The 20,983-nt window shown below is 62.8% G+C and carries 18 protein-coding genes and 1 tRNA gene; 4 read left to right on the top strand and 15 right to left on the bottom strand.

Annotation, left to right across the window (positions count from 1 at the left end):
* Nucleotides 1–76 precede the first annotated feature (76 nt).
* From ACYG9Z_RS08260 to ACYG9Z_RS08200, 13 genes are all read right to left on the bottom strand, one after another.
* Nucleotides 77–541, bottom strand: coding sequence for an NfeD family protein (locus ACYG9Z_RS08260; RefSeq protein WP_023671953.1), 465 nt, complete (start codon nucleotides 539–541; stop codon nucleotides 77–79).
* Between the two features lie 96 nt (nucleotides 542–637).
* Nucleotides 638–1,588 carry an SPFH domain-containing protein gene (locus ACYG9Z_RS08255; RefSeq protein ID WP_023686408.1) on the bottom strand — a complete coding sequence of 317 codons (951 nt, stop codon included), beginning with the start codon at nucleotides 1,586–1,588 and terminating at the stop codon, nucleotides 638–640.
* A 158-nt stretch (nucleotides 1,589–1,746) separates the two neighbouring features.
* Nucleotides 1,747–2,811 carry a ferrochelatase gene (hemH, locus tag ACYG9Z_RS08250; RefSeq protein ID WP_023751331.1) on the bottom strand — a complete coding sequence of 355 codons (1,065 nt, stop codon included), beginning with the start codon at nucleotides 2,809–2,811 and terminating at the stop codon, nucleotides 1,747–1,749.
* 155 nt (nucleotides 2,812–2,966) lie between these two features.
* Complete coding sequence (locus ACYG9Z_RS08245) at nucleotides 2,967–4,985, bottom strand: bifunctional metallophosphatase/5'-nucleotidase (protein ID WP_023751330.1); 2,019 nt, start codon at nucleotides 4,983–4,985, stop codon at nucleotides 2,967–2,969.
* A gap of 197 nt (nucleotides 4,986–5,182) precedes the next feature.
* Entirely contained in the window at nucleotides 5,183–5,560 is a 378-nt protein-coding gene (locus tag ACYG9Z_RS08240) for a hypothetical protein (protein WP_023683250.1), read from the bottom strand.
* Between the two features lie 188 nt (nucleotides 5,561–5,748).
* The gene (locus ACYG9Z_RS08235) at nucleotides 5,749–7,194 is read right to left on the bottom strand and encodes a homospermidine synthase (RefSeq protein WP_023751329.1); all 1,446 of its coding nucleotides are present in this window, start codon (nucleotides 7,192–7,194) and stop codon (nucleotides 5,749–5,751) included.
* A gap of 127 nt (nucleotides 7,195–7,321) precedes the next feature.
* Nucleotides 7,322–7,534 carry a hypothetical protein gene (locus ACYG9Z_RS08230; RefSeq protein ID WP_031243983.1) on the bottom strand — a complete coding sequence of 71 codons (213 nt, stop codon included), beginning with the start codon at nucleotides 7,532–7,534 and terminating at the stop codon, nucleotides 7,322–7,324.
* Nucleotides 7,498–8,562: a hypothetical protein gene (locus ACYG9Z_RS08225; RefSeq protein WP_023751327.1), complete on the bottom strand. Its 1,065-nt coding sequence runs from the start codon at nucleotides 8,560–8,562 to the stop codon at nucleotides 7,498–7,500. Before ACYG9Z_RS08225 ends, ACYG9Z_RS08230 begins: the two co-directional genes overlap by 37 nt.
* A gap of 2 nt (nucleotides 8,563–8,564) precedes the next feature.
* Nucleotides 8,565–9,488 (bottom strand): heme-dependent oxidative N-demethylase family protein, encoded by a 924-nt coding sequence (locus ACYG9Z_RS08220; protein WP_023751326.1) that lies wholly within the window; start codon nucleotides 9,486–9,488, stop codon nucleotides 8,565–8,567.
* Nucleotides 9,489–9,540: 52 nt separating this feature from the next.
* Complete coding sequence (locus ACYG9Z_RS08215) at nucleotides 9,541–10,203, bottom strand: aminotransferase class IV family protein (protein ID WP_031192935.1); 663 nt, start codon at nucleotides 10,201–10,203, stop codon at nucleotides 9,541–9,543.
* Nucleotides 10,152–11,297 (bottom strand): aminodeoxychorismate synthase component I, encoded by a 1,146-nt coding sequence (locus ACYG9Z_RS08210; RefSeq protein ID WP_023751324.1) that lies wholly within the window; start codon nucleotides 11,295–11,297, stop codon nucleotides 10,152–10,154. Before ACYG9Z_RS08210 ends, ACYG9Z_RS08215 begins: the two co-directional genes overlap by 52 nt.
* A gap of 163 nt (nucleotides 11,298–11,460) precedes the next feature.
* A complete protein-coding gene (locus ACYG9Z_RS08205; protein WP_023751323.1) occupies nucleotides 11,461–12,177 on the bottom strand; it encodes a protein in NADH-ubiquinone oxidoreductase complex in 717 nt (238 codons plus the stop codon).
* Nucleotides 12,178–12,591: 414 nt separating this feature from the next.
* Nucleotides 12,592–14,430: a M3 family oligoendopeptidase gene (locus ACYG9Z_RS08200; RefSeq protein ID WP_023671941.1), complete on the bottom strand. Its 1,839-nt coding sequence runs from the start codon at nucleotides 14,428–14,430 to the stop codon at nucleotides 12,592–12,594.
* Nucleotides 14,431–14,575: 145 nt separating this feature from the next.
* Between ACYG9Z_RS08200 and ACYG9Z_RS08195 the strand changes: the two genes are divergently transcribed.
* The 3 genes from ACYG9Z_RS08195 to ACYG9Z_RS08185 all read left to right on the top strand — a co-directional run bounded on the left by ACYG9Z_RS08195 (nucleotide 14,576) and on the right by ACYG9Z_RS08185 (nucleotide 18,526).
* Complete coding sequence (locus ACYG9Z_RS08195) at nucleotides 14,576–16,114, top strand: sigma-54-dependent transcriptional regulator (RefSeq protein ID WP_023691752.1); 1,539 nt, start codon at nucleotides 14,576–14,578, stop codon at nucleotides 16,112–16,114.
* Nucleotides 16,115–16,505: 391 nt separating this feature from the next.
* Entirely contained in the window at nucleotides 16,506–18,332 is a 1,827-nt protein-coding gene (locus ACYG9Z_RS08190; protein WP_023728404.1) for a DUF882 domain-containing protein, read from the top strand.
* A gap of 120 nt (nucleotides 18,333–18,452) precedes the next feature.
* Nucleotides 18,453–18,526, top strand: a tRNA-Gln gene (locus ACYG9Z_RS08185).
* Between the two features lie 136 nt (nucleotides 18,527–18,662).
* Here the strand turns inward: ACYG9Z_RS08185 and ACYG9Z_RS08180 are convergent.
* Nucleotides 18,663–19,301, bottom strand: coding sequence for a 2-dehydro-3-deoxy-phosphogluconate aldolase (locus tag ACYG9Z_RS08180; RefSeq protein ID WP_023701045.1), 639 nt, complete (start codon nucleotides 19,299–19,301; stop codon nucleotides 18,663–18,665).
* 174 nt (nucleotides 19,302–19,475) lie between these two features.
* Here ACYG9Z_RS08180 and trhO point away from each other — a divergent pair, with 174 nt between their 5' ends.
* Entirely contained in the window at nucleotides 19,476–20,402 is a 927-nt protein-coding gene (gene trhO, locus ACYG9Z_RS08175; protein ID WP_023751322.1) for an oxygen-dependent tRNA uridine(34) hydroxylase TrhO, read from the top strand.
* 23 nt (nucleotides 20,403–20,425) lie between these two features.
* On the opposite strand, the gene ACYG9Z_RS08170 is transcribed toward trhO, so the two are convergent.
* A complete protein-coding gene (locus ACYG9Z_RS08170) occupies nucleotides 20,426–20,854 on the bottom strand; it encodes a YybH family protein (protein ID WP_348524867.1) in 429 nt (142 codons plus the stop codon).
* Between the last annotated feature and the right edge of the window lie 129 nt (nucleotides 20,855–20,983).

The raw sequence follows: 20,983 nt of genomic DNA, 5'->3' as shown, positions 1-20,983 counted from the left end.
GACGCGTCGCGTTCGGGAAGCCCTAGGCGACGCGGCCTGATTTTCCGGATCGAAAGCGCCATGCGCTTTCGAAATGTCAAACTGCCTCGACGGTCAGTTCCAGATCGGTGTCGGCCGAACTGACGACGCGCACCTGCGTGCCGGCCGGCAGGTCGGGACCGGAGACGCGCCACAGTGTGTCGCCGAGTTTGATGCGGCCGCGACCGTCCTTGATCGGCTCGGCCAGCGTTGCCATCCTGCCGACCAACTGCGCGCCGCGCCGGTTGAGCAGCGGCTGGTCGCTAGGGGTATTACGCCCACCAACCAGCTTCTTTCCGGCAAAGGCCGAGACCAGCGACAGGGCCAGGAAGGCGAGGACCTGGACTTCCCAGGCCCAGAAGCTTGCGTCCCAGACGAGCAGGGAAATCACACCGATCACCAATGCGGCGATGCCGATCCACAGCATGAATATTCCTGGCGCGATGACCTCCATCACCAGGAGGACGAAGCCCAGAACCATCCAGTTCCACGGACCAAGTTCGGAAATGATGCGGTCGAACATGGGAGTGCGCTCCTACTTCCTGTGGAGCATGATCTTTTCCGAAAACCGGTTCCCACTTTTCGGGATCATGCTCGCGACCTCAGTTCTCGTCAGGTCTCAGTTCTCATTCGGGCGAACCACCGGAGGGCGGGCGGCCTGCCTGGCGGCGCCGGCGGTGCCTTCGCTGCGGAACACCTCCCTGGCGATCTCGCTTATGCCACCGAGCGTGCCGATCAGCGCCGAGGCTTCCATCGGCATCAGCACGACCTTGCTGTTGTTGGCGGTGCCGATCTTGCCCATCGCTTCAGTGTATTTCAGCGCCACGAAGTAGTTGAGTGCCTGCACGTCGCCCTTGGAGATGGCTTCCGATACAACCTGGGTGGCTCGCGCTTCGGCTTCGGCCGAGCGTTCGCGCGCCTCCGCGTCGCGGAAGGCGGCTTCCTTGCGGCCCTCGGCCTCGAGGATCTGCGACTGCTTGAGGCCTTCGGCGGCGAGGATCTGCGCACGCTTGTTGCGTTCGGCGGTCATCTGACGGCCCATCGATTCGATGAGGTTGGCCGGCGGATTGATGTCCTTGATCTCGACGCGGGTGATCTTGATGCCCCACGGATGCGCCGCTTCGTCGACGACGCGCAGCAGCCGTTCGTTGATGGCGTCGCGGTTCGACAGCAGTTCGTCGAGGTCCATCGAACCCATGACGGTACGGATGTTGGTCATCGTCAAATTGAGGATGGCGTTCTCCAGGCCGGCGACCTGGTAGGCGGCCTGGGCCGCATTGAGGATCTGGTAGAAGGCGATGCCGTCGACGCCGACAATGGCGTTGTCGCGCGTTATGATTTCCTGGCTCGGAACGTCGAGCACCTGCTCCATCATGTTCATCTTGGCGCCGATTCGGTCGACGAACGGCACGATGAGGTTGAGGCCGGGGCTTAGTGTTTTGGTGTAACGACCAAAGCGCTCCACCGTATAATTATAGCCTTGCGGGATTGTCCGGATGCCTTTGATAAGAAGCACCAATACCAGAAAGGCAAGCGCACCAATCGCAATACCGAAACCACTGAAGTCCATTTGAATCTCCCTCAGATGCCGGCCATGGCGTTGATTCCATGCAACCGACTTCACCAAACACTTAGGTGTGTTTCAATAATGTTACAATCAGGTGATCGTTGATTATTAGTGCATGGAATAGCGCAACTGCGGCGATCGATCGCCGCAACGTGGCGGCCTCAGACCCAGCCCGACAGCTCGCGCCGCACCATCGCCTCGATCACTGCCATGCCTTCTGCACTGTCGTTGAGGCACGGGATGTGGGCGAATTTCTCGCCGCCGGCGTGATGGAAGGTCTCGGCCGCCTCGCGGCCGATTTCGTCCAGCGTCTCGATGCAGTCGACGGAAAAGCCTGGGTTGACGATGGCGATCGATTTCACGCCGTCCTTCGCCAGTTCCTCGACCGTCTTGTCGGTGTAGGGCTGCAGCCATTCCTGGGCGCCGAAGCGCGACTGGAAGGTGATGATCAGCTTCTTTTCATCCCACCCCAGTCGTTCACGCAACAGCCGTGTCGTCTTCTGGCAGTGGCAGTGATAGGGATCGCCCTTCTCGAAATAGGGCTTCGGGATGCCGTGATAGGAGGTGATGACCACCTCGGGCTCGAAGTCTAGCGTTGCTAGATGCCGTTCGATCGAATGGGCGAGCGCCTCGATGTAGACCGGCTCGTCATAGTAGGGCGGAACACTGCGCACGGCAGGCGCGCGGCGCATCTTCATCAAGGCGCGAAACAGCTGGTCGTTGGCGGTCGCGGTGGTGGTCGCGGAGTATTGCGGATAGAGTGGGAACGACAGGATGCGGTCGCAGCCTTGTGCGACCAGCCTTTGCGCGACGCTCGCGGTCGAGGGGTTGCCGTAGCGCATCGCCCAGTCGACCACGACATCGGGTAGGTCGATGAGCGCTGCGGCCAGCTTTTCGCCCTGCGCGCGGGTGTAGGTGCGCAGCGGCGACTCGTTCCTCTCGCGGTTCCATATCCTGGCGTAATTGGCGCCGGACTTGTTCGGTCTCGTGGTCAGCACCAAGCCGTAGAGGATCGGATACCAGATCGCCTTGTTGAGCTCGATAACGCGCGGATCGGACAGGAATTCGCGGAGATAGCGCCACATCGGCTTGAAATCGGTACCGTCCGGCGTGCCGAGATTGACCAACATGACGCCGATCTTGCCTGCCTTTACCGGCGGATGTCCGGCCGGCAGCGGGTCGAGCGCTTTCGCGGCTTTGGGGTCGACAGGCGTGGAAAGCGTCATGAAGGTCTCCCGACACCGCGAAACCGACGATGTCGGGCGAACCTAGCGATGTGGCGCGAGTTTTCAATGCTGCGTCTGGCCGCACCTTACCTTGAAAGCCAAAAACCCGTCCGGTTACCCGGACGGGTTTTGCTGGTCGTGAGTGCGAAGCGAGGTTACTTCGCCGGAATGGTCAAGGTCGCGCCGACCGGAAGCCGGCGTGGCTCGTAGCCTTTGTTGGCCTCGGAGATCACCTTCCACTTGGCGCCGTCGCCATAGGCCTTCTTGGCGAGATCCCAATAGGTATCGCCGGCGACGATGACATGGCTGGCTTCGGCCCGGGCGGCGTCAGCCGGCTTTGCCGGAGCAGGTGCGGCTTCGGCCGGTTTTGCCGGTGCCGGCGTTGACGGGGCCGTTTCCGCCGGGACAGTCGGCGGCGTGGTGGTGATGTCGCCGGAGCCTGCCGGCAATGCGGGCATCGCCGGCTCCGCCGGTGCAGCCTCGGCCGGTTTTGCCGGTTCGGCTGGAGCAGGTGCCGGTTCGGCTGGTTTTGCCGGCTCGGCGGCCGGGGCAGCCGCTACGGTTGCGGCAACCTCGGTGATGCGGCCGTCGAGCTTGGGCGTATAGGGCCGGTGCGCGGCGAGATAGTCGGCAACCACCTGTTCGAGGCCGGGGCCGTAATCATAGGCGTTCTTGGCCTTCTCGGCGAAGACCTTGTAGCCGTCGCCGCCCTGGCGGACATAGTTGTTGGTGGCGACCAGATAGTCCTTGTCCGGGTTGATCGGCGCCCAGGCGCCGCCTTCCATCACCTCGACCGACTTGACTCGGCCGGCATTGGGCGCGACCGACTTGTCGAATGAGTATTTCAGACCTGCCACTTGCGGGAAGCGGCCGCCGCCGTCCTCGACCTGGCTGACGCCGTTTTCCAGCCCGGCAACCAGATCCTTGCCGGAAATCTGGAAGGTCGCCAGCGTGTTCTGGAACGGCAGCACGGTCAGCACCTCGCCCATGGTGACGGTGCCTTTGTCGATCGAAGCACGCAAGCCGCCGCCATTGGAGACGACGATCTCGACGCCCTGTCCCTTGACCCGGTCGAGGATGGCGTCGGAGACGAGATTGCCCATCGCGCATTCCTTGGTGCGGCAGCTTTCGCGGCTGCCGTCGATGGCCTCGGTGGTCTCGGCCACTTCCTTGTTCTTCAGCGCCTCGATCGGCGCACCGAGTTCCTTGATGCGGGCAAGAACGGCCGGATCGGGAATGATCGACTTGTCGAGGAAGATCGGGTCGCCGCTGGCTTCCTTGACGTTGCCATTGTCGTCGAACACGACCTTGAATTCGCCGAGATATTTCGAATAGGACGCGGCCTGCACGACAGGCACCTTGGAGCCGTCGGGGTTGTCGACCATCGTCGGATAGGGGCCTTCCGCCTTCGGGTCGGTGTTGGACAGAAGCGAATGGCTGTGGCCGCCGACCACCACATCGATGCCCGGGATCTTGGCGATGGTATCGCGCTCGCGCCTGTAGCCGATATGGGTGACGGCAATGATCTTGTTGACGCCTTGCGCCTTCAGCTTCTCGACCTCGGCGGTGATCGACTTGACGTCGTCGGCGATGGTGATGTTGGGGCCGGGAGAGGCGAGTTCCGGCGTGTCGTTGGTCACGGCGCCGACAATGCCGATCTTCTGGCCGCCGACCTCAAGCACAATCGACGGCTTGATCTTGCCTGCGGCACCGGACTTGTCGTTGGGCACGACATTGGCGCTGACGATCGGGAACTTCGCCTTGTCGAGATAAGGCACCAGCGCGCTCTCGCCATCGTCGAATTCGTGGTTGCCGAGCGTCACCGCGTCGGGCTTGATCTGATTGAGGAATTCCTCCTCCGCCGTGCCCTTGTAGGTGATGTAGAACAGCGATCCCTGAAAGCTGTCGCCGGCATTGAGCAGCAGCACGTTCTGGCCTTCGAGCTTCTTGCGCTCCTGTGCGATCGCGGTGACCAGCCGGCCGGCGCCGCCGATGCACTCACCCTTGGTCTCTTCCTCGGCCGAGCAGGTCGACTCGTATTTGTTGTTGCCTTCGATGCGGCTGTGCCAATCGTTGAAATGCAGGATGTTCAACGTGTAGTCGGCAAAGGATGGTGCGGCCGACAGGCCGAGTGTCGAGGCAGAGAGGGCGGCAATGGCGGCGAGCTTCTTCATCTTCGTCTCCCGGATATGATCAAAGGCGTTTAACGCTCTTGCCCGACTGCAGGATAACAGCCAGCATTTCGGGTATGTTCACATCGCGGTTGTGGCGATGCAAGAAGAATCAGGGCGGATAACCGGCATCGGTTTGCCGGCATAAAAAAGGCGGCGGCATCGCGGCGCCGCCATCCGCAAAGCCGCATGGGAAAGGTTCAGCCGCGCCTGGTCAGCACGAAGTTCTGCCCGGCGGAGCTGGTGCAATTCAGCTGGTTTATGGACACCAGCAGGCAGTTGAAAGCGATTGGCTGCTGCCGGATCAGCGAGGTTCCGTTGATCTCGACCGAGGTGGCGCCGGTCTTGGTGTAGCTGCCGTCAGCGAATTTCTCACCGGTCTCCGCCGAAACGGTGGTGAAGACGCCGCCGTTCAATGTCGAGACCGCCTTGCCTTCGGCGTTCAGCCATGAGCCTTCGACGCCTCGCGCCTGCGATGAGATCGGTGGCCCGTCGGAGCCGCCGGTGGTGCAGGCGGCAAGCATCGTCGCAAGAGCGCCCGCCGCGCCCGCAGAAAGAATTTTGCGCGCAATCGTCATATCAAATCCTCTCCTGACGCATCGGCCCAATCGTCAAACGACGTTTTGGAGAACACGATGTGCGTGGCCTCAAGTTTCCAGAGCCGTCCCTCGTGCGTCCAAATGGATGCACACTGCTCTCGTCCGCTTCCCTTCAATCGCCCGATTTCCGGGCGATTGCAAGGCAGTGAGGCAGGGGTATGGAACCGCTATCGAACGAGGATGTTGCGGAATTGCCACGGGTCGCTTTTGTCGAGGTCCTCGGGAAACAGGCCCGGACGGTTATCGAGCGGCGTCCAGTCGGTGTAGTAGCCCTTGACTGGTCCGAGATACTGGGACTGCACTTCCAGGCAGCGCTTGTAGTCCATCTCGTCGGCCTCGACGATGCCGGCTTCCGGGTTTTCCAGCGCCCAGACCATGCCGGCGAGCACGGCCGAGGTGACCTGCATGCCGGTAGCGTTCTGGTAGGGCGCCAGCTTGCGGGCTTCGGCCAGCGACAGCTGCGAACCGTACCAGTAGGCGTTCTTGGCATGGCCGTAGAGCAGCACGCCAAGCTCGTCCACGCCATCGACCAGCTCGTTTTCGTCAAGCACATGGTGGACCGGCTGCGGCTTGCCGGCAGCGCCGAACATTTCGTGGAGTGACAACACGGCGTCGTTGCAGGGGTGATAGGCATAGTGGCAAGTCGGGCGGTATTGCACCTTCCCCTTCTTCGACCGCACGGTGAAGAAGTCGGCGATCGAGATCGCCTCATTATGCGTCACCAGGAAACCGTATTGCGCGCCCGGCGTCGGGCACCAGGAGCGCACGCGGGTGTTGGCGCCGGGCTGTTCGAGATAGATCGCAGCCTTGGAGCCATGCTTGTGCTCCTTGCCGTTCTTCGGCATCCATCTCTCATGCGTGCCCCAGCCGAGCTCGGCCGGCTGCAGCCCTTCCGAGATGAAACCTTCGACCGACCAGGTGTTCCAGAACACGTTCATCGGCTTCGGCTTCTTGGTGCGCTGGGTGTCGCGCTCGGCGATGTGGATGCCCTTGACGCCGGCCTTTTTCATCAGCTTGGCCCAGCGGTCACGGTCGTCCTGCGCGGGTTCGGAAAACTCGAGGCCGAGGTCGCCGGCAAGGTTCAGCAGCGCCTGCTTGACGAACCACGAGACCATGCCCGGATTGGCGCCACAGGTCGAAACCGCGGTAGCGCCGCCGGGCTTGTCGTGCTTCTCCTTGATCAAGGCTTCGCGCAGCGCGTAGTTGGTGCGGCTGGCATTGTCGGCCCTGGCGTCGAAATAGAAGCCGAGCCACGGCTCGACGACGGTGTCGATGTAGAGCACGCCGAGCTTGCGGCAGAGCCGCATCAGGTCGACCGAGCCGGTATCGACCGACAGATTGATGCAAAAGCCCTGGCCGCCACCATTGGTCAAAAGCGGCGTCAGCAGTTTCTTGTAGTTTTTCTCGGTCACGTGCTCCTGGACGAAGGCGATGCCGCGCTCGTCGAGCAGCTTGCGGTCGGTGTCGAGCGGGTCGATGACCGTCATGCGCGACTTGTCGAATTTGAAATGGCGCTCGATCAGAGGCAGCGTTCCCCGTCCGATCGAACCAAAGCCGATCATCACGACAGGGCCGGTGATTTCACCGTAAACGGGCCAGTTTTCATTCGCCATTTTATCGAGCACTCCTTCAAGCAACGCGCCAAAACGGCCGTTCGACCGCCGCGCGACAAACCATAGATCATTGTCACAATAAAGCGAAAAGCAGGGATAAGGTTAGTTCCCGACGGCGCAGATGCGCCTACGGTTCGAGCAGTTTCGCGAATTCCGGCGTGAGCAGCGCTTGTGCTTCGGAGTCCGGGATTTCAACGAGATCGCCGCCGCAAGCCTGGATGACGTTGGGCAAACCTTGCAGGCCGAAGACCAGAACCTGCCTGTCGCCATCGCGCTTCAGGCTGGCGCCGAGATAGTCGCCGATCAAATCGTCGATGCCGCATTCGGCCTCGTAATCCACCTCGGTCTGGTCGCTTGGCTTCTTGCGCTTCTCCTTGACGAAGGTGGCCAGCGAGGGGCCTGGCTTGCCGTCGACCGTATCGGAAAACATGTCCTGAAGGGTAAGCAAGGCGCCACGGCGCACGTCCATGACATAGGCGTCGGAATAGTTGTTCGGATGCGCGCACCGCCGCAATAGAGGCTGCCGGATTCCGACCAGCTCATCAGCTTCGGCGTCAATGACGTAACTTTGGACGTCGTGTCTTCATAGCCGCCAAGCGAATCGTCGTCCATGCCCTCCATCGGCGGCCCGTCGTGGAAACCGGCATATTGCAGCGCCGCGCATGTCAAGGCGCTGAGGCTGTCATGCCAATGGCGGTTCTGCAGCAAGGCATTGGCGGCTTCGATCGGCGCACTGCCGGCGAGATCGACGATGCGCGGCCTGGCGAATTTGGTGCGCGGATCGGTGACATAGTTGTAGGCTGCATCCGGCCAACCTTCCTTGGCGTCTGCCTTGGGCGCGAAATCCAGCTTGAGATAGTCGTAGGGCGATGCCGCCATGGTGATCGGCGCATCGTCGCCCGAGAATGTCATGTCGGTGAAATCATAGAGATCGCGTGGCGTCGTCGCCGGCGTCTCCGTCTGGGCACGGCTGGCGATCCTTGTCAGCTTCAGCGGCAGGGTCTTTTTGGCCGTCCAGGTGCCTTCCAGCGTCTTGCCCTTGTCGGCGGAACTCAACCGCCAGACGGCGCCGATGGGTGGAGCCTGGCCGTCGCCGCACTTCTTGGCATCGCAGGCTTCTTCCTCGGCCAATTGAAAGGTGGCGCCCTTGCTCGACTTCGCCTGCAGAGGAATATCGACGCCCTTGGAGCGGTAGAAATAGCGGCCCGCCAGTGCCTCTCCAGCCGTCGCCGGATCACCGGTAAACTCGACGACGATGTCGATGTTGCCGAGCTTCCCCGCATAGGTCACCGGTTCCGCATGCGCTGTTGCCGGCAACGCCAGCAATGCACCGAGCAGGACGGCTAGCTTCAGAACATGTCGGATCATCGTCACTCCTGAGCCATGGTTTGCAGGCGTTGCATCAGCCGGTCACGGTCTGATGTCATCCCCTTATAGTCGAGTTGAGCCTCATCCAGCGCCTGCAATTGCGCCGCGAAAGAGGCGGCAAGCGTTGCCCGGTCGGGATGCCGCGCCAGCACTTTCAGCGGGTCGAGATGGATGCGGATGGTGAACAGGATGTCGCGCGACAGAGGCAGTTTGCGCAGCGTCTGGCGCTCGACGCGGATGAAGGCGTGGGCGTTGACGTCGCCGTCGGGAAATCGCGAGGGGCGGTTGGTGGCACGGTCGATGCGCTCGACATTGGAGAGCGGATGATAGAGCGCGTCGCCGGCCTGGATCGACCAGTTGAAGCGTTCGACGGCCTGGCCCTGCAGGCCGTCGAACATGCGGTTGATGAGCTCCGCCGGCCTGGTGCCCGGACCGAAGCCCGGCACCGGTGCGTGGATCTGCTGCAGCGGCCGGCCGAACTTCTCGACCAGCGACCAGGATGACGGGAAACACAGCGAGCCGGCGGCGAGCCGCCAGCCGGTGTCGTCACGGCGCATCAGGATCAGGTCTTCCTGGACGAGCAGCGACGCTGCGACCAGCGGGGCATCGTGGAAGGTGGCGTCAGAGTCGGCTTTGGCGCCAATGACCTCAACCCCGGCATTGGTGCGCCGGTACATCCCGGGAAATGTCGACAGCAGATGTGCTTCGATGAGGCCGCGCACTTCGCGCTGGGTGTCGCGCGTGCCGTCTTCCTCGACAAACACCTTGTCGGGAATTTCGGCATAGAGCCGGCGCTTTTCGGCGAGATGGTCGAAGAGATACCGGTCGACCTCGATCCACTTGTCGAGCTCGAGCGGCTTCAGCCCGATGGTGAAGAGCTTTGAGGAGCCATCATAGGGCGTGTGCGTGGGCTGACGAGAATTCATGCTTCGCTAGAAAGTGTCCAATGCCGGCGGTTATTCTCGCAGCCGCTTCGTATCAGGCCAATGTTGCCGGGATCAAGCCGCGCAGAGAATTGCCGACGAACAGTGTTTTGGCGGATTTCAACTCGTCATAGCTGTGGATCGCCTCCTGGGCGCGCCCTTCGTCCAGCAGCTCGGCGCGCAATACGCCAGGCAGCAGGCCGCAGTCGAGCCTGGGTGTCATCAGCATGCCATCACCGAAATCGGCGAAGACGTTGGTGATGGTGCCTTCGCAGATTTCACTGCGCTCATTTGCGAGCAACACTTCGTCGGCCTGGGTGATCAGATATTCGGAGCGGGCGTGAGTGTAGACTTGCCGCCGGCCGGTCTTGTGGCGCAGCAGCGTGTCGGTGGAGGAGAGCCGGACCCGCGCCAGTCGCAGCCGCCAGACCTTGTCGGCGGCGAGTGGCTCGTAAGGCTGAACAGAAACCGTCACCTCGCCATTGCGCTGCAGGACGAGCCGGGTGCGCAGCGCCGTCTGCTGCGCCCCGATAGTATTCGCCAGCACCTCGCCGATCCGCTGCGGATCGCAGGCAAAGCCGAGTTCTTCCGCCGACCCGTAAAGGCGTGCGAGATGGCGTTCGAAACGCAGAAAGCCCTGGCCGGGCTCCCAGCGCATCGTCTCGATCAGCTCGAAATCGGCGGTGTCCCCGTCGCGAAGCGCGCCTTCAGCAGACACTCCTGATACTCCTCTTGCGCGGTCGAATCGAAGACGACGCCGCCGCCGACATTGTAAACTGCCTCGCCACTGGAAAAGAGCGATATGGTGCGGATCGCCACCGAAAAGCGCATCATGCCGCCAGGCGCGATCCAGCCGATGGCGCCGCAATAGACGTCGCGCGGTGTGTCTTCCAGCTCGTGCAGGATTTCCATCGCGCGGATTTTCGGCGCGCCGGTGATCGAGCCGCAGGGAAACAGCGCGCCAAAGATTTGGCGGATGCCGAGATCAGGCAGAAGCTTCGCCCGCACACGGCTCACCATCTGATGGACGGTCGGGTAGCTCTCGATGCGGAACAGTTCCGGGACTTCCAGCGTGCCGACCTCGCTGATCAGCGAGATGTCATTGCGCAGGAGATCGACGATCATCCGGTTCTCGGCCTGGTTCTTTTCGTCGCTGCGCAAGAAGGACTTCAACCGCGCGTCCTCGGCCTTGGTCGCGCCGCGCGGTGCGGTGCCCTTCATCGGATGGGTTTCGATCATGCCTAAGGCATTGATCTCGAAGAACAGCTCGGGCGAACGCGATAAGACGATGGGATCGCCGAGCGAAATCAGTGCGCCATACTTGACCGGCTGGCGTCCTGTCAGTGCGTCGAAGGCAGCAACCGGATCGCCCGACCATTGGGCACGGACCGGAAAGGTCAGGTTGCCTTGGTAGCAGTCGCCCTTGCGGATGTGGTCGTGAAGGCGCGCGAAGCGTTTGGCGTAGTCCTGAGCGGACCAACTGGCCCTGGCGTCGAAGATGGGGCCATTGGTGGCCGGCGCATCGTTGCGCGGCACGGCCTCTTCGGCCGGAGCATCGAAGACACCCAGACAAACCAATGGCGCGCGCCGGCCTTCAGGCAGCAGCGGCACGAGTTTCGGTTCGAGCAGATAGCCCGCTTCGTAGGAGAAATAGCCGGCCAGCCATTTGCCGGCATCGCTCGCCGCCTGCGCAGCCGCCAGCGCCGGCAGAAAATCCTTGGCATCATAGGCAATGATGATGTCGGCCGGGTGGTCGAAGACCAACTGACGGCCGCTTTCATCGTTGCGGAAAATGGCAGAGGGCAGGGGCATGGGGCTCGGGTACTGCGGTCGATGACGCCAGAACCGCTCTATATGGGGGCCGGGCGGCGTGCAATCGAGGGAGCGGCGTCGCAGGGCGCAAAGACAGTGGCGAATGCAAAAACAAAGACGGCGCCCGAGAGCGCCGCCTTCTGGTTATGTTGCCGATGACGGATCAGCTGTTGTTGGCGGTCCCGGCGCTCGGGAATTGGCGTGCGAACTCCTTTTCGTCGCCGGCGGCAAGCAGCTTGGCCTGCTCGACCCACTTTTCGCGAGCGATGCGGCCGTCGAAATTCAGCGTGTCCTCGATGCGCTTGACGTCGGCCGCGGTCCAGCCGGCGATCTGCGCGTAGGTCGTGACGCCAAGGCCCTTGAGCAGTTTGTCGTTGACCGGGCCGATACCGATCAGGCGGCGCAGATTATCGGCCTTCCCAGCTGCCGGGGCGGCCTTCTTCGGGACGGCGGCGGGCTTTGAAGCAGCGGCTTTGGGCGCGGCCTTGGCGGCGGCAGGTTTGCTGGCCGCTGGTTTTGCGGCCGCGGATTTGGCCGCAGCTGGTTTGGCCGCGGCGGGTTTGGCGGGGGCCGGTTTCGCGGCCGGGGCGGACTTGGCCTTTGCCGCTGTCGATACCAGCGCGGCCGGCGCCGAACTTGAAGGCTTGGCGGATGGAGCTGATGTTTCACGCAGCCGGCGTTCGAGATCGGCGCGGGTCTTGCCGCAGGCGTCGAGTTCGCCAGTCAGGCGATCGGCGTCGGCGCGCAGTCTGTCACGCTCGCTGCGGGTGCGGTCGAGATCGCCGCGCAGGCTGTCGAGTTCGCCGCGCAGCCGGCCCCAGATAAACCAGCCAACCAACACACCTACAAGGAACGCCAGGACAATGTAAAAGAAGGTCATCGTCTCTCTCCAGTCGGATCCGTCCGCCGCCGTCCCAAGTCATGACCTTGGCAGATCGGATCATCCAATGTGGTTCGGCGGCTCAGGGAACAGCCGGTCTGTCGTCGAGTGTCGGCGTTCGGCTTTGCCGCCCATTGCCAACCGTCGCTGTCGCATTCGTCAGACCGCTGCCATGGGCCGGGATGCTGTCCGGCCTTAAGCCGCGCGCCCGGCTGAGCTTCGGTCGGAAAGCTATCATACGGCTTCGGGAAAGCTAACGGAAAATTTCGCCGGAGAGTTATTCAAGAACAGGTATTTAGAACAAGAACAGCGCTGCCGTCACATGCATCCCGGCTAAACTGTTCTGCGATTCTGCAAAGTCGAGGCCGCTGCTGAACCTGCCACTCTGCGCCATCGGTCCAATGGGTGCGCGCATTAACTGTCGAGCGCTTCCAACTCGTCGATCAGGCCGCCGATCACGCCAAGCCCGATCTGCCAGAAGGCGGGGTCGGTGGCGTCGAGGCCGAAGGGCGCGAGAAGCTCCGAGTGATGCTTGGTGCCGCCGGCGCGCAACATCTCGAAATACTTATCCTGGAAGCCATGCTCAGCGTTCTGGTAGACCGCGTAGAGCGAGTTCACCAGGCAGTCGCCAAAGGCATAGGCGTAGACGTAGAAGGGGGAGTGGACGAAGTGCGGGATGTAGGTCCAGAAGACCTCATAGCCCTCGCGCAGCTTGATCGCCGGCCCCAGGCTTTCGGCCTGCACCTCGAGCCAGAACTGGCCGAGCTTGTCGGAGGTCAGTTCGCCGTTCTTGCGCTCTGCATGCACCTTGCGTTCGAACTCGTAGAAGGCGATCTGGCGCACGACCGTGTTGATCATGTCCTCGACCTTCTGGGCGAGCATCGCCTTGCGCTGGCGCTTGTCGGTGGTCTGGTCGAGCAGCGAACGGAAGGTCAGCATCTCGCCGAACACCGAGGCCGTCTCGGCCAAAGTCAGCGGCGTCGAAGCCATCAGCGCGCCCTGGCCGCCGGCCAGCACCTGATGCACGCCGTGGCCGAGTTCATGCGCCAGCGTCATCACATCGCGCGGCTTGCCCATGTAGTTGAGCAGCACGTAAGGGTGCGCCGAAGGCACGGTCGGATGGGCGAAGGCGCCGGGCGACTTGCCGGGCCTGACCGGCGCGTCGATCCAGTTGCGGTCGAAGAAGGTGCGGGCGATCTCCGCCATGTCGGGGGAAAAGCGCTGATAGGCCGATAGCACAGTGTTCCTGGCATCATCCCAAGGAATCACCGCTTGCGGCGTTTCGGGCAAGGGCGCGTTGCGGTCCCAGTGGTTCATCACCTCCATGCCCAGCCAGCGCGCCTTCATCGCGTAGTAGCGATGAGACAGGCGCGGATAGGCCTCGCGCACGGCCGATGCCAGCGCGTCGACCACGCTGCGCTCGACACGGTTGGCGAGATGGCGTGAGTCGGCGATGTCCTCGAAGCCGCGCCAGCGGTCGGAAATCTCCTTGTCCTTGGCCAGCGTGTTGGTGATCAGCGTGAAGGTGCGCAGGCTCTTGCGGAAGGTTGTGGCCAGCGCTTCGGAAGCGCGGCGGCGGACCTCCCCATCGGCGTCCTGCAGGCGGTTCAGCGCCGGCTCAAGCGTCAGTTCCTCGCCGTCTATGTCGAAACGCAGATCGGTCATCGTCTCGTCGAACAGCCGGTTCCAGGCACCGCGCCCGGTGATCGACTTCTCATGGAACAGCTGCTCGACCCGATCCTCGAGCTGGTAGGGCTTGTCCATTCTGAGGTCGAGCACCCAGGGCCGGTAATGGGCAAAGCCGGCGTCGGCGGCGAGGGCGGATTCGAGCGCCTTGTCATCGATCAGGTTCAGTTCCAGCGCGAAGAACAGAAGATGCGCGCTGGCGTCGGTCATCTTTTCCTGGATGTCGCCATAGAGCTTTGCGCGCTGCGGATCGGCGGTGTTGCCGGCATAGATCAGGCCGGCATAGGAGACGATGCGGCCGATCAGTTCCTCCAGCGCCTCATAGGCTGTCAGCGCCTCGCCAAGCCTGCCGGCGCTTCCGCGCCCGGCCTCCGCAGCCAGTGTGCCCTTCCAGCGGTTCTCGAAGGCGACGGCGTCGGCCGCCGCCTTGGCAAGGTCACGCTTCAGTTCGGGCGCCTCCATGCCGGAATAAAGATCGGCGAGATTCCATTCCGGCAGGTCGCCAAGTTCCGCCGCGCCCTGACCGGACGCTACCGCCGCAAGCTGCCGACCGAGAATCCTGCTCATCAACAATTACCTTCTGGAATCAAGGGGAAAGGACAAGCCGGTCAAATCCTAAGGAATTCGTTCACCGGGTTTTTTGAAACCTTGTTTAGAACCCTGTGCCAAGATGATCCATGGGAATTTCCCAGGCGGGCAACTCAAATCAGTCATGACAGGTTCCATTCTTATAGTCGATGACGATCCCGTGCAGCGCCGGCTGCTCGAGGCGGCGGTGACGAAATTCGGCCACAGCGCCATCGTTGCCGATGGTGGCGAGGCCGGTCTGAGCGCGCTTGACGGACCCAATGCGAGGGATATTTCGGCAGTCATCCTCGACCTTGTCATGCCGGGCCTCGACGGCATCGGCGTGCTGAAGGTGATGCGCGAGCGCGGCATCACTGTTCCCGTCATCGTGCAGACTGCGCAGGGCGGCATCGAAACGGTGGTCTCGGCGATGCGCCACGGCGCCTTCGATTTTGTCGTCAAGCCGGCGTCTCCCGACCGGCTGCAGACCGCGATCGGCAACGCGCTCAAGGTCGAGGCGGTCGAGGACGAGGTCAAGCGCACGTCGCGGCGTCGCGGCGGCCACCTGACATTCAAGGACATGATCACGCATAGCCCGGCGATGGACCGGGTGATCCGCCTCGGCCAGAAGGCTGCGGCCTCCAACATCCCGATCCTGATCGAGGGCGAATCGGGCGTCGGCAAGGAATTGGTGGCGCGCGCCATCCAGGGCAGCGGCGAACGCCGCACAAAACCGTTCGTCACAGTGAATTGCGGCGCCATCCCCGACAATCTGGTCGAATCGATCCTGTTCGGTCACGAAAAAGGCTCGTTCACCGGCGCCACCGAAAAGCACACCGGCAAGTTCGTCGAGGCGCATTCGGGCACGCTGTTCCTGGACGAGATCGGCGACCTGCCGCTCGACGTGCAGGTCAAGCTGTTGCGCGCCGTGCAGGATGGCGAGGTCGATCCGGTCGGCGGCCGTTCCACCGTCAGGGTCGACATCAGGCTGATCTCGGCCACCCACCGCAACCTTCTGCAGCAGGTCAAGGACGGCAAGTTTCGCGAGGACCTGTTCTACCGGCTCAACGTTTACCCGATCGTCGTGCCGCCGCTGCGCGACCGCCGCGACGACATCCCCTATCTGGTCAAGCATTTCATGGACAAGGTGGCGCCGGCGGGCAATCGCCTGCACGGCATCTCGGATGCCGCACTGGCCATGCTGCAGGCCTATGATTGGCCGGGAAACATCAGGCAGCTGGAAAACGCCGTGTTCAGGGCCTCGGTGCTTGCCGAAGGCGATGTGCTCACGACTGACGAATTTCCGCAGATCCGGGCGCAGGTCGACGGCACCGTCAATCTCGACGCCGATGCGTCCTTGTCGGACCCCGTCATGGCCTTGAGCACCGGATCGCAAGGCGATGGCGCGCAGACTGACGACGCCGGTACTGCAGCTGCCGAGCCCGCCCCTCCGGCGAGGCTGCTTCAGCGTTTCGGCACGCTGCGGGCGCTGGACGAGCGTGGCAATGTGCGTGCGCTGGCCGATGTCGAACTCGAAATGATCAAGCTCGCCATCGACCATTATAACGGCCAGATGAGCGAGGTCGCACGGCGTCTCGGCATCGGCCGCTCGACGCTCTACCGCAAGCTCAAGGAACACGGCATCGACCCGGAAACCGGTCGCCTCGACCGCCTTGCCTCCTGAACGCCGAATTCCACAGCTTGCCAACGCAAGGCCGGGACCAGCTTGCCATGCCATATCCGGCGCTGCATAAGGGGGTTGGGGCGGGAATATGGCTGACGCGGACAGCGTTGTTCACGCATTAAGGCCAGCGGTAACAGATCGTGTAGCGCGAAAAGGCTGAATCTTGATCTAAACCAGCAGTTTACCAAGAAATCCTGTGTATTATTTTTGACGGGATATCGCCACGGTGTTACCGCATTTCGGCTTCAATAAGCGATGATTAACCATTAGGATCGATATTCGGATGTGAGAACCACGCATCCGTTTGGACAAATCCGGGGACAAACGGCAGCCTGCAAGGCCTTTTGATTTGAACAAAGTCGAACGACACAGAAACGGGCGGCGCGATCACATGGGCGTCTGGCCAAGATGGCTGGCAGCGTTGATCGTTGCGTTCGCTTTCCTCGCCGCAACTGCTGCCGGCGCCAGCGCTGAAACGCGCTCGCTCAAGCTCTATCACCTCCACACGCACGAAAAGGCCGAGATCGTCTACAAGCGCAATGGCCGCTACGATCCGGCAGGCCTCAGGAAGATCAACATCATCCTGCGCGACTGGCGTCGCAACGAACCGACCAAGATGGATCCGCGCCTGCTCGATCTGGTGTGGGAAGCTTACCGGCAGGCCGGCGCCACCGACTACATCCAGGTCGTTTGCGGCTATCGCTCGCCGTCGACCAATTCGATGCTGCGCAGCCGCAGCCGCGGTGTCGCCAAGGAAAGCCAGCATATGCTGGGCAAGGCGATGGATTTCTACATTCCGGGTGTGCCGCTGAAAAAGCTGCGCAACATCGGCCTGAAGATGCAGGGCGGCGGCGTCGGCTACTATCCGTCGTCGGGTTCGCCCTTCGTCCACATGGACGTCGGCAATGTGCGGCATTGGCCAGGCATCAGCCGCCAGGAACTGGTCAGCCTGTTCCCCAATGGCAAGACGCTGCATGTGCCGAGCGACGGCAGGCCGTTGCCGGGTTATGACCAGGCGCTCGCCTCCTACAAGGCGCGCAAGGGCGCCGGTTCTCCTGCCATCATGATGGCCAGCGCAGGCGGCAGCACCAAGAAATCCGGTGGCTTCCTGTCCGCGTTCTTTGGCGGTGGCGGTGAAGACGAAGCCGACGACAGCGCCGATGTCGCTACCGCCGCGCCGCCGCCGAGAAGCGTGAAGCCGGTGCTGGCTGCCACGAGCAACAACAACAGCAATCTGCCTGGCATCGCGATCGTGTCGCCGCAGAACGCCAAGCGCGCCAACATTCCGCAGCTTGCCGACGACAGCGCTGACGATTCGGAGCCGCAGGACACGCCGGAGACGATCATCGCCGCGCTGCCCGCCAAGGAAGTGCCGCTGCCCGCTTTCGCACCGCGGCCGAAGGCCGATGTCGGCGCGCAACAGCCTGAGACCGTGCCGTTCGGCGTGGCCGATGCCACCACCGAACAGACGGTGGCGACGGCGCAGGCGCCGGCCAATGTGCCGTTCGGCACGGCCGATGCGAGCAATGCCGACCAGGGAGCCGATCAAGCTGCCGCTCCGGCGCAGGTCGCGGTCAACGTCCCATTGCCGACCTGGCGTCCCGACCGCTCTTCGCCGCCGGCTGAGCTTGCGCCGCAGGACAAGGGCGTTCTGCTGGCGCTGGCCGATACGGCTGCCCACAAGCAGACCGCAACCGACGCGTTCTCGGTGCTGCCGTCGCAGCGTCCGGACGAGGTCAAGGCGGTTCTCGAACAGGCCAGCGCCGCCGATACAGCCGGTGCTACCGACGACTATCAGGTTGCGTCGCTCGAGCCTCGCTCGGCGTTCAACGATCCGTCAGGTGTCGATGCCGCATCGCCGCGCGGTGCTATTGCTGCCCGTCCCGCCGGTACCGATCCAGCCTCGGTGATCGGCGCCGGCGTCAAGACGACACGCAAGGAAGCCAGGGCTTCGGCCCGCGACCTGAAGCCAGGACCGAAGGCAGTGGTGGTGGCGGCCGAACCGCAGGCGGCCCGCTGGGCGCTGAGCAGCGGCGACAACATCGCCACCGTTTCCAGCCCGACGACAGCGCCGCGCTATGCCTACAACATCGTGCATACGCCGCCGAGCGAGGTCTACACCGCAGGCTTCCAGGCGGACAACCAGATGGCCGATGCCAACCGCTTCACCGGCAATGCCGTAAAATTCCTTTCGGTCGCCCGCTTCCAGACGAAGTAGGGCGTGACCCGGTCAATATCGAAATCGAAGCCGCGCTGGGCAAGCCGTGCGGCTTTTGCTTCTAGCGAGATATCGAGCACTGGCTTCCATCGCCACAGAATGCTAACCACCAAACTGCATTCCCGCTTCGTCTAATGGTAGGACAGCGCCCTTTGAAGGCGTGAATCGTGGTTCGAGCCCATGAGCGGGAACCAAAATCTCAACGCGTAGCAAACCCGGCGGCGCAGCTGGCGGGTTTTTGTGCCGAGTGCAGTTCCGGGAACACTGTGATTTTCCCGGGAAAGCGCGGAGCGCTTCCCTTGGGATTGCGCAAAGATAAAGTAGCGGAGGTTATTTTCCGAGCTTGCTCGCGGTCTGTGCGAGCGCCTCGATCTCATCCCACTTGCCGGCCTTGACCAACTCGTCCGGCGCCACCCACGAGCCGCCGACGCAGATAACGTTGGACAGGCTGAGATAGTCGGCCGCGTTCTTGGCCGAGATGCCGCCGGTCGGGCAGAATTTCACGTCGGCCAGCGGCGAGGCAAAGGCCTTCAGCGAGGCGATGCCGCCGGATTGTTCGGCCGGGAAGAATTTCAGGAACCGCAGGCCGGCCTCGCGGGCAGCCATGATCTCGCCGGGCGTGATGGCGCCGGGCAGCAAGGGAACGTCGCTGTCCTTGGCCGCCGCCAGCAACTCTCGCGTGATGCCGGGGCTGACGATGAATTTCGAGCCAGCGGCCGCTGCCTCGTCGAACTGCTTGGCATCGAGAATTGTGCCGGCGCCGACAATGGCGCCCTCGACCTCACCGGCGACGCGGCGGATCGCTTCCAGCGCATCGGCGGTTCTCAACGTGATCTCGATTGCCGGCAGGCCGCCGGCGGCCAGCGCCCGGGCGAGCGGGACGGCGTCCGCGACATTGGCGATCTTCAGCACCGGAATGACCGGCTGGCCATTGAGCAGCGACAGGAGCGTTTCGGTCTTGCTGAGCATTGGCTTGTCTCTCCCTAGGTGATTTCAACCGATTAGCAGAAGGCCGATTCCGAGTCCACGAAACCCGGCCTGCCGCGATGTCACATGTCGGCCAACGAGCCTGCGGGCGAATACCGACGAAGTGTCTTTAGCTCTGCCTTGAATCCGCTTTGACCACGGTCTAGTGGCTTGGCGATGACCAACCATGAACCCGTGCGCGTCGCCGCGCTCTACAAGTTTGCGAGGCTGGGCGACTTCGAGGCGCTGCGGGTCTTGCGCACGCCGCTTGCCGCCTTCTGCTGCGGGCGCGGCATCAAGGGCTCATTGCTTCTGGCGCAGGAAGGTATTAACGGCACGGTCGCCGGCAGCGAAACCGACATAGCCGACCTGATCGCTTATCTCGAGGCCATCGAAGGTCTTGCCGATCTCGAGGTCAAATACAGCACTGCCGCCGAAATGCCGTTCCATCGCATGAAGGTGCGGCTGAAGCGCGAGATCGTCACCATGGGCGTCGAAGACCTCGACCCGGCGACGGGTGCGGGGACCTATGTCGCGCCGGCCGACTGGAACGCGCTGATCTCGGACCCCGGCACCATCGTCATCGACACACGCAACGCGTACGAAGTGTCGATAGGCACGTTCGAGGGCGCGGTGGACCCGCGCACGTCAAGCTTTCGCGAATTCCCGGCCTGGGTGGAAAAACACCGCGACCAACTCGACGGCCGCAAGGTCGCGATGTTCTGCACCGGCGGCATCCGCTGCGAAAAGGCGACGGCCTATGTGAAGTCGCTCGGCTTCAAGGATGTGTTCCATCTCAAGGGCGGCATCCTCAGATATCTTGAAGAGGTGCCGGCCGAAGACAGCCTGTGGCAGGGCGAGTGTTTCGTCTTCGACGAGCGGGTCTCGGTGTCGCATGGGTTGACCGAAGGCGAGGCCGAACTCTGCCGCGCCTGCCGGCATCCGCTGACGCCGGAGAACCGGCTGTCGCCGCATTTTTCCACCGGCGTGTCATGCCCGCATTGCTACGAGGCACGCTCGGATGAGGATCGCACCCGCTATGCCGAGCGCCAGCGCCAGGTCGAACTTGCGCAGGCGCAGGGCAGGGGACATATCGGCAGTTAAGTGCCGCCGACGCCCTGACTGGATCACCACACGACAGAATAGCGGTCGATCACCCACAGCCATGTGCCGTCGGCCTGCCGGCGCGCGACCTCTGAGGTTATCGAGCCGTCGGCAAGCCTGGTCGACGTCAACGCGAGGTCGCCGTTAATGGCCGCCGGGCGCTGCTCGCCGCGCTGGAATTTTCGCCAGCTCGCGGCAAAGGCTTCGAACAAAGCGCGGATCGCCTCATGGCCACGCGTCAATTCGGCTGCTCCGGTGTCGATGACGGCATCGGGTTCGAACAGCGCTACCATGCCCTCAATGTCTCCCGCCCATTGCCGATCAATTAGCAGGCGCTCCAGATCCTGGGGATCTCGTGCTTGGTCGCGGTCTGGCTGATCGGTCACGGCAAAACTCCTCCCTCGCCGACGTTGCGGCGACACTAACCGAAGCCGAGGCGGGTTTCGACACATCGAATTTGATTTGCGGCATTGCCGGCGCCGATAGCAAAGCGCCGGTCCGTCATTGTAATGTCAACAATCGGGACCTACGTCTGCAACGTCCAAAACCTGCCCGTCCACGTTGGCGCGGGCCCTTTTCTG

The sequence above is a fragment of the Mesorhizobium sp. RSR380A genome (genome assembly GCF_054719385.1).
This window is presented reverse-complemented; position numbering and strand designations above follow the sequence as displayed.

Coding starts and splice junctions, on each gene's coding strand:
- ACYG9Z_RS08240 (WP_023683250.1), bottom strand. CDS start 5,560: ATGACGATTGCGCGCAAAATTCTTTCTGCGGGCGCGGCGGGCGCTCTT.
- hemH (WP_023751331.1), bottom strand. CDS start 2,811: ATGACGCTTTCCACGCCTGTCGACCCCAAAGCCGCGAAAGCGCTCGAC.
- ACYG9Z_RS08190 (WP_023728404.1), top strand. CDS start 16,506: ATGGGCGTCTGGCCAAGATGGCTGGCAGCGTTGATCGTTGCGTTCGCT.
- ACYG9Z_RS08220 (WP_023751326.1), bottom strand. CDS start 9,488: ATGAATTCTCGTCAGCCCACGCACACGCCCTATGATGGCTCCTCAAAG.
- ACYG9Z_RS08255 (WP_023686408.1), bottom strand. CDS start 1,588: ATGGACTTCAGTGGTTTCGGTATTGCGATTGGTGCGCTTGCCTTTCTG.
- ACYG9Z_RS08260 (WP_023671953.1), bottom strand. CDS start 541: ATGTTCGACCGCATCATTTCCGAACTTGGTCCGTGGAACTGGATGGTT.
- ACYG9Z_RS08195 (WP_023691752.1), top strand. CDS start 14,576: ATGACAGGTTCCATTCTTATAGTCGATGACGATCCCGTGCAGCGCCGG.
- ACYG9Z_RS08225 (WP_023751327.1), bottom strand. CDS start 8,562: ATGATCCGACATGTTCTGAAGCTAGCCGTCCTGCTCGGTGCATTGCTG.
- ACYG9Z_RS08245 (WP_023751330.1), bottom strand. CDS start 4,985: ATGAAGAAGCTCGCCGCCATTGCCGCCCTCTCTGCCTCGACACTCGGC.
- ACYG9Z_RS08180 (WP_023701045.1), bottom strand. CDS start 19,301: ATGCTCAGCAAGACCGAAACGCTCCTGTCGCTGCTCAATGGCCAGCCG.
- trhO (WP_023751322.1), top strand. CDS start 19,476: ATGACCAACCATGAACCCGTGCGCGTCGCCGCGCTCTACAAGTTTGCG.
- ACYG9Z_RS08200 (WP_023671941.1), bottom strand. CDS start 14,430: ATGAGCAGGATTCTCGGTCGGCAGCTTGCGGCGGTAGCGTCCGGTCAG.
- ACYG9Z_RS08170 (WP_348524867.1), bottom strand. CDS start 20,854: ATGTGTCGAAACCCGCCTCGGCTTCGGTTAGTGTCGCCGCAACGTCGG.
- ACYG9Z_RS08205 (WP_023751323.1), bottom strand. CDS start 12,177: ATGACCTTCTTTTACATTGTCCTGGCGTTCCTTGTAGGTGTGTTGGTT.
- ACYG9Z_RS08235 (WP_023751329.1), bottom strand. CDS start 7,194: ATGGCGAATGAAAACTGGCCCGTTTACGGTGAAATCACCGGCCCTGTC.
- ACYG9Z_RS08210 (WP_023751324.1), bottom strand. CDS start 11,297: ATGCCCCTGCCCTCTGCCATTTTCCGCAACGATGAAAGCGGCCGTCAG.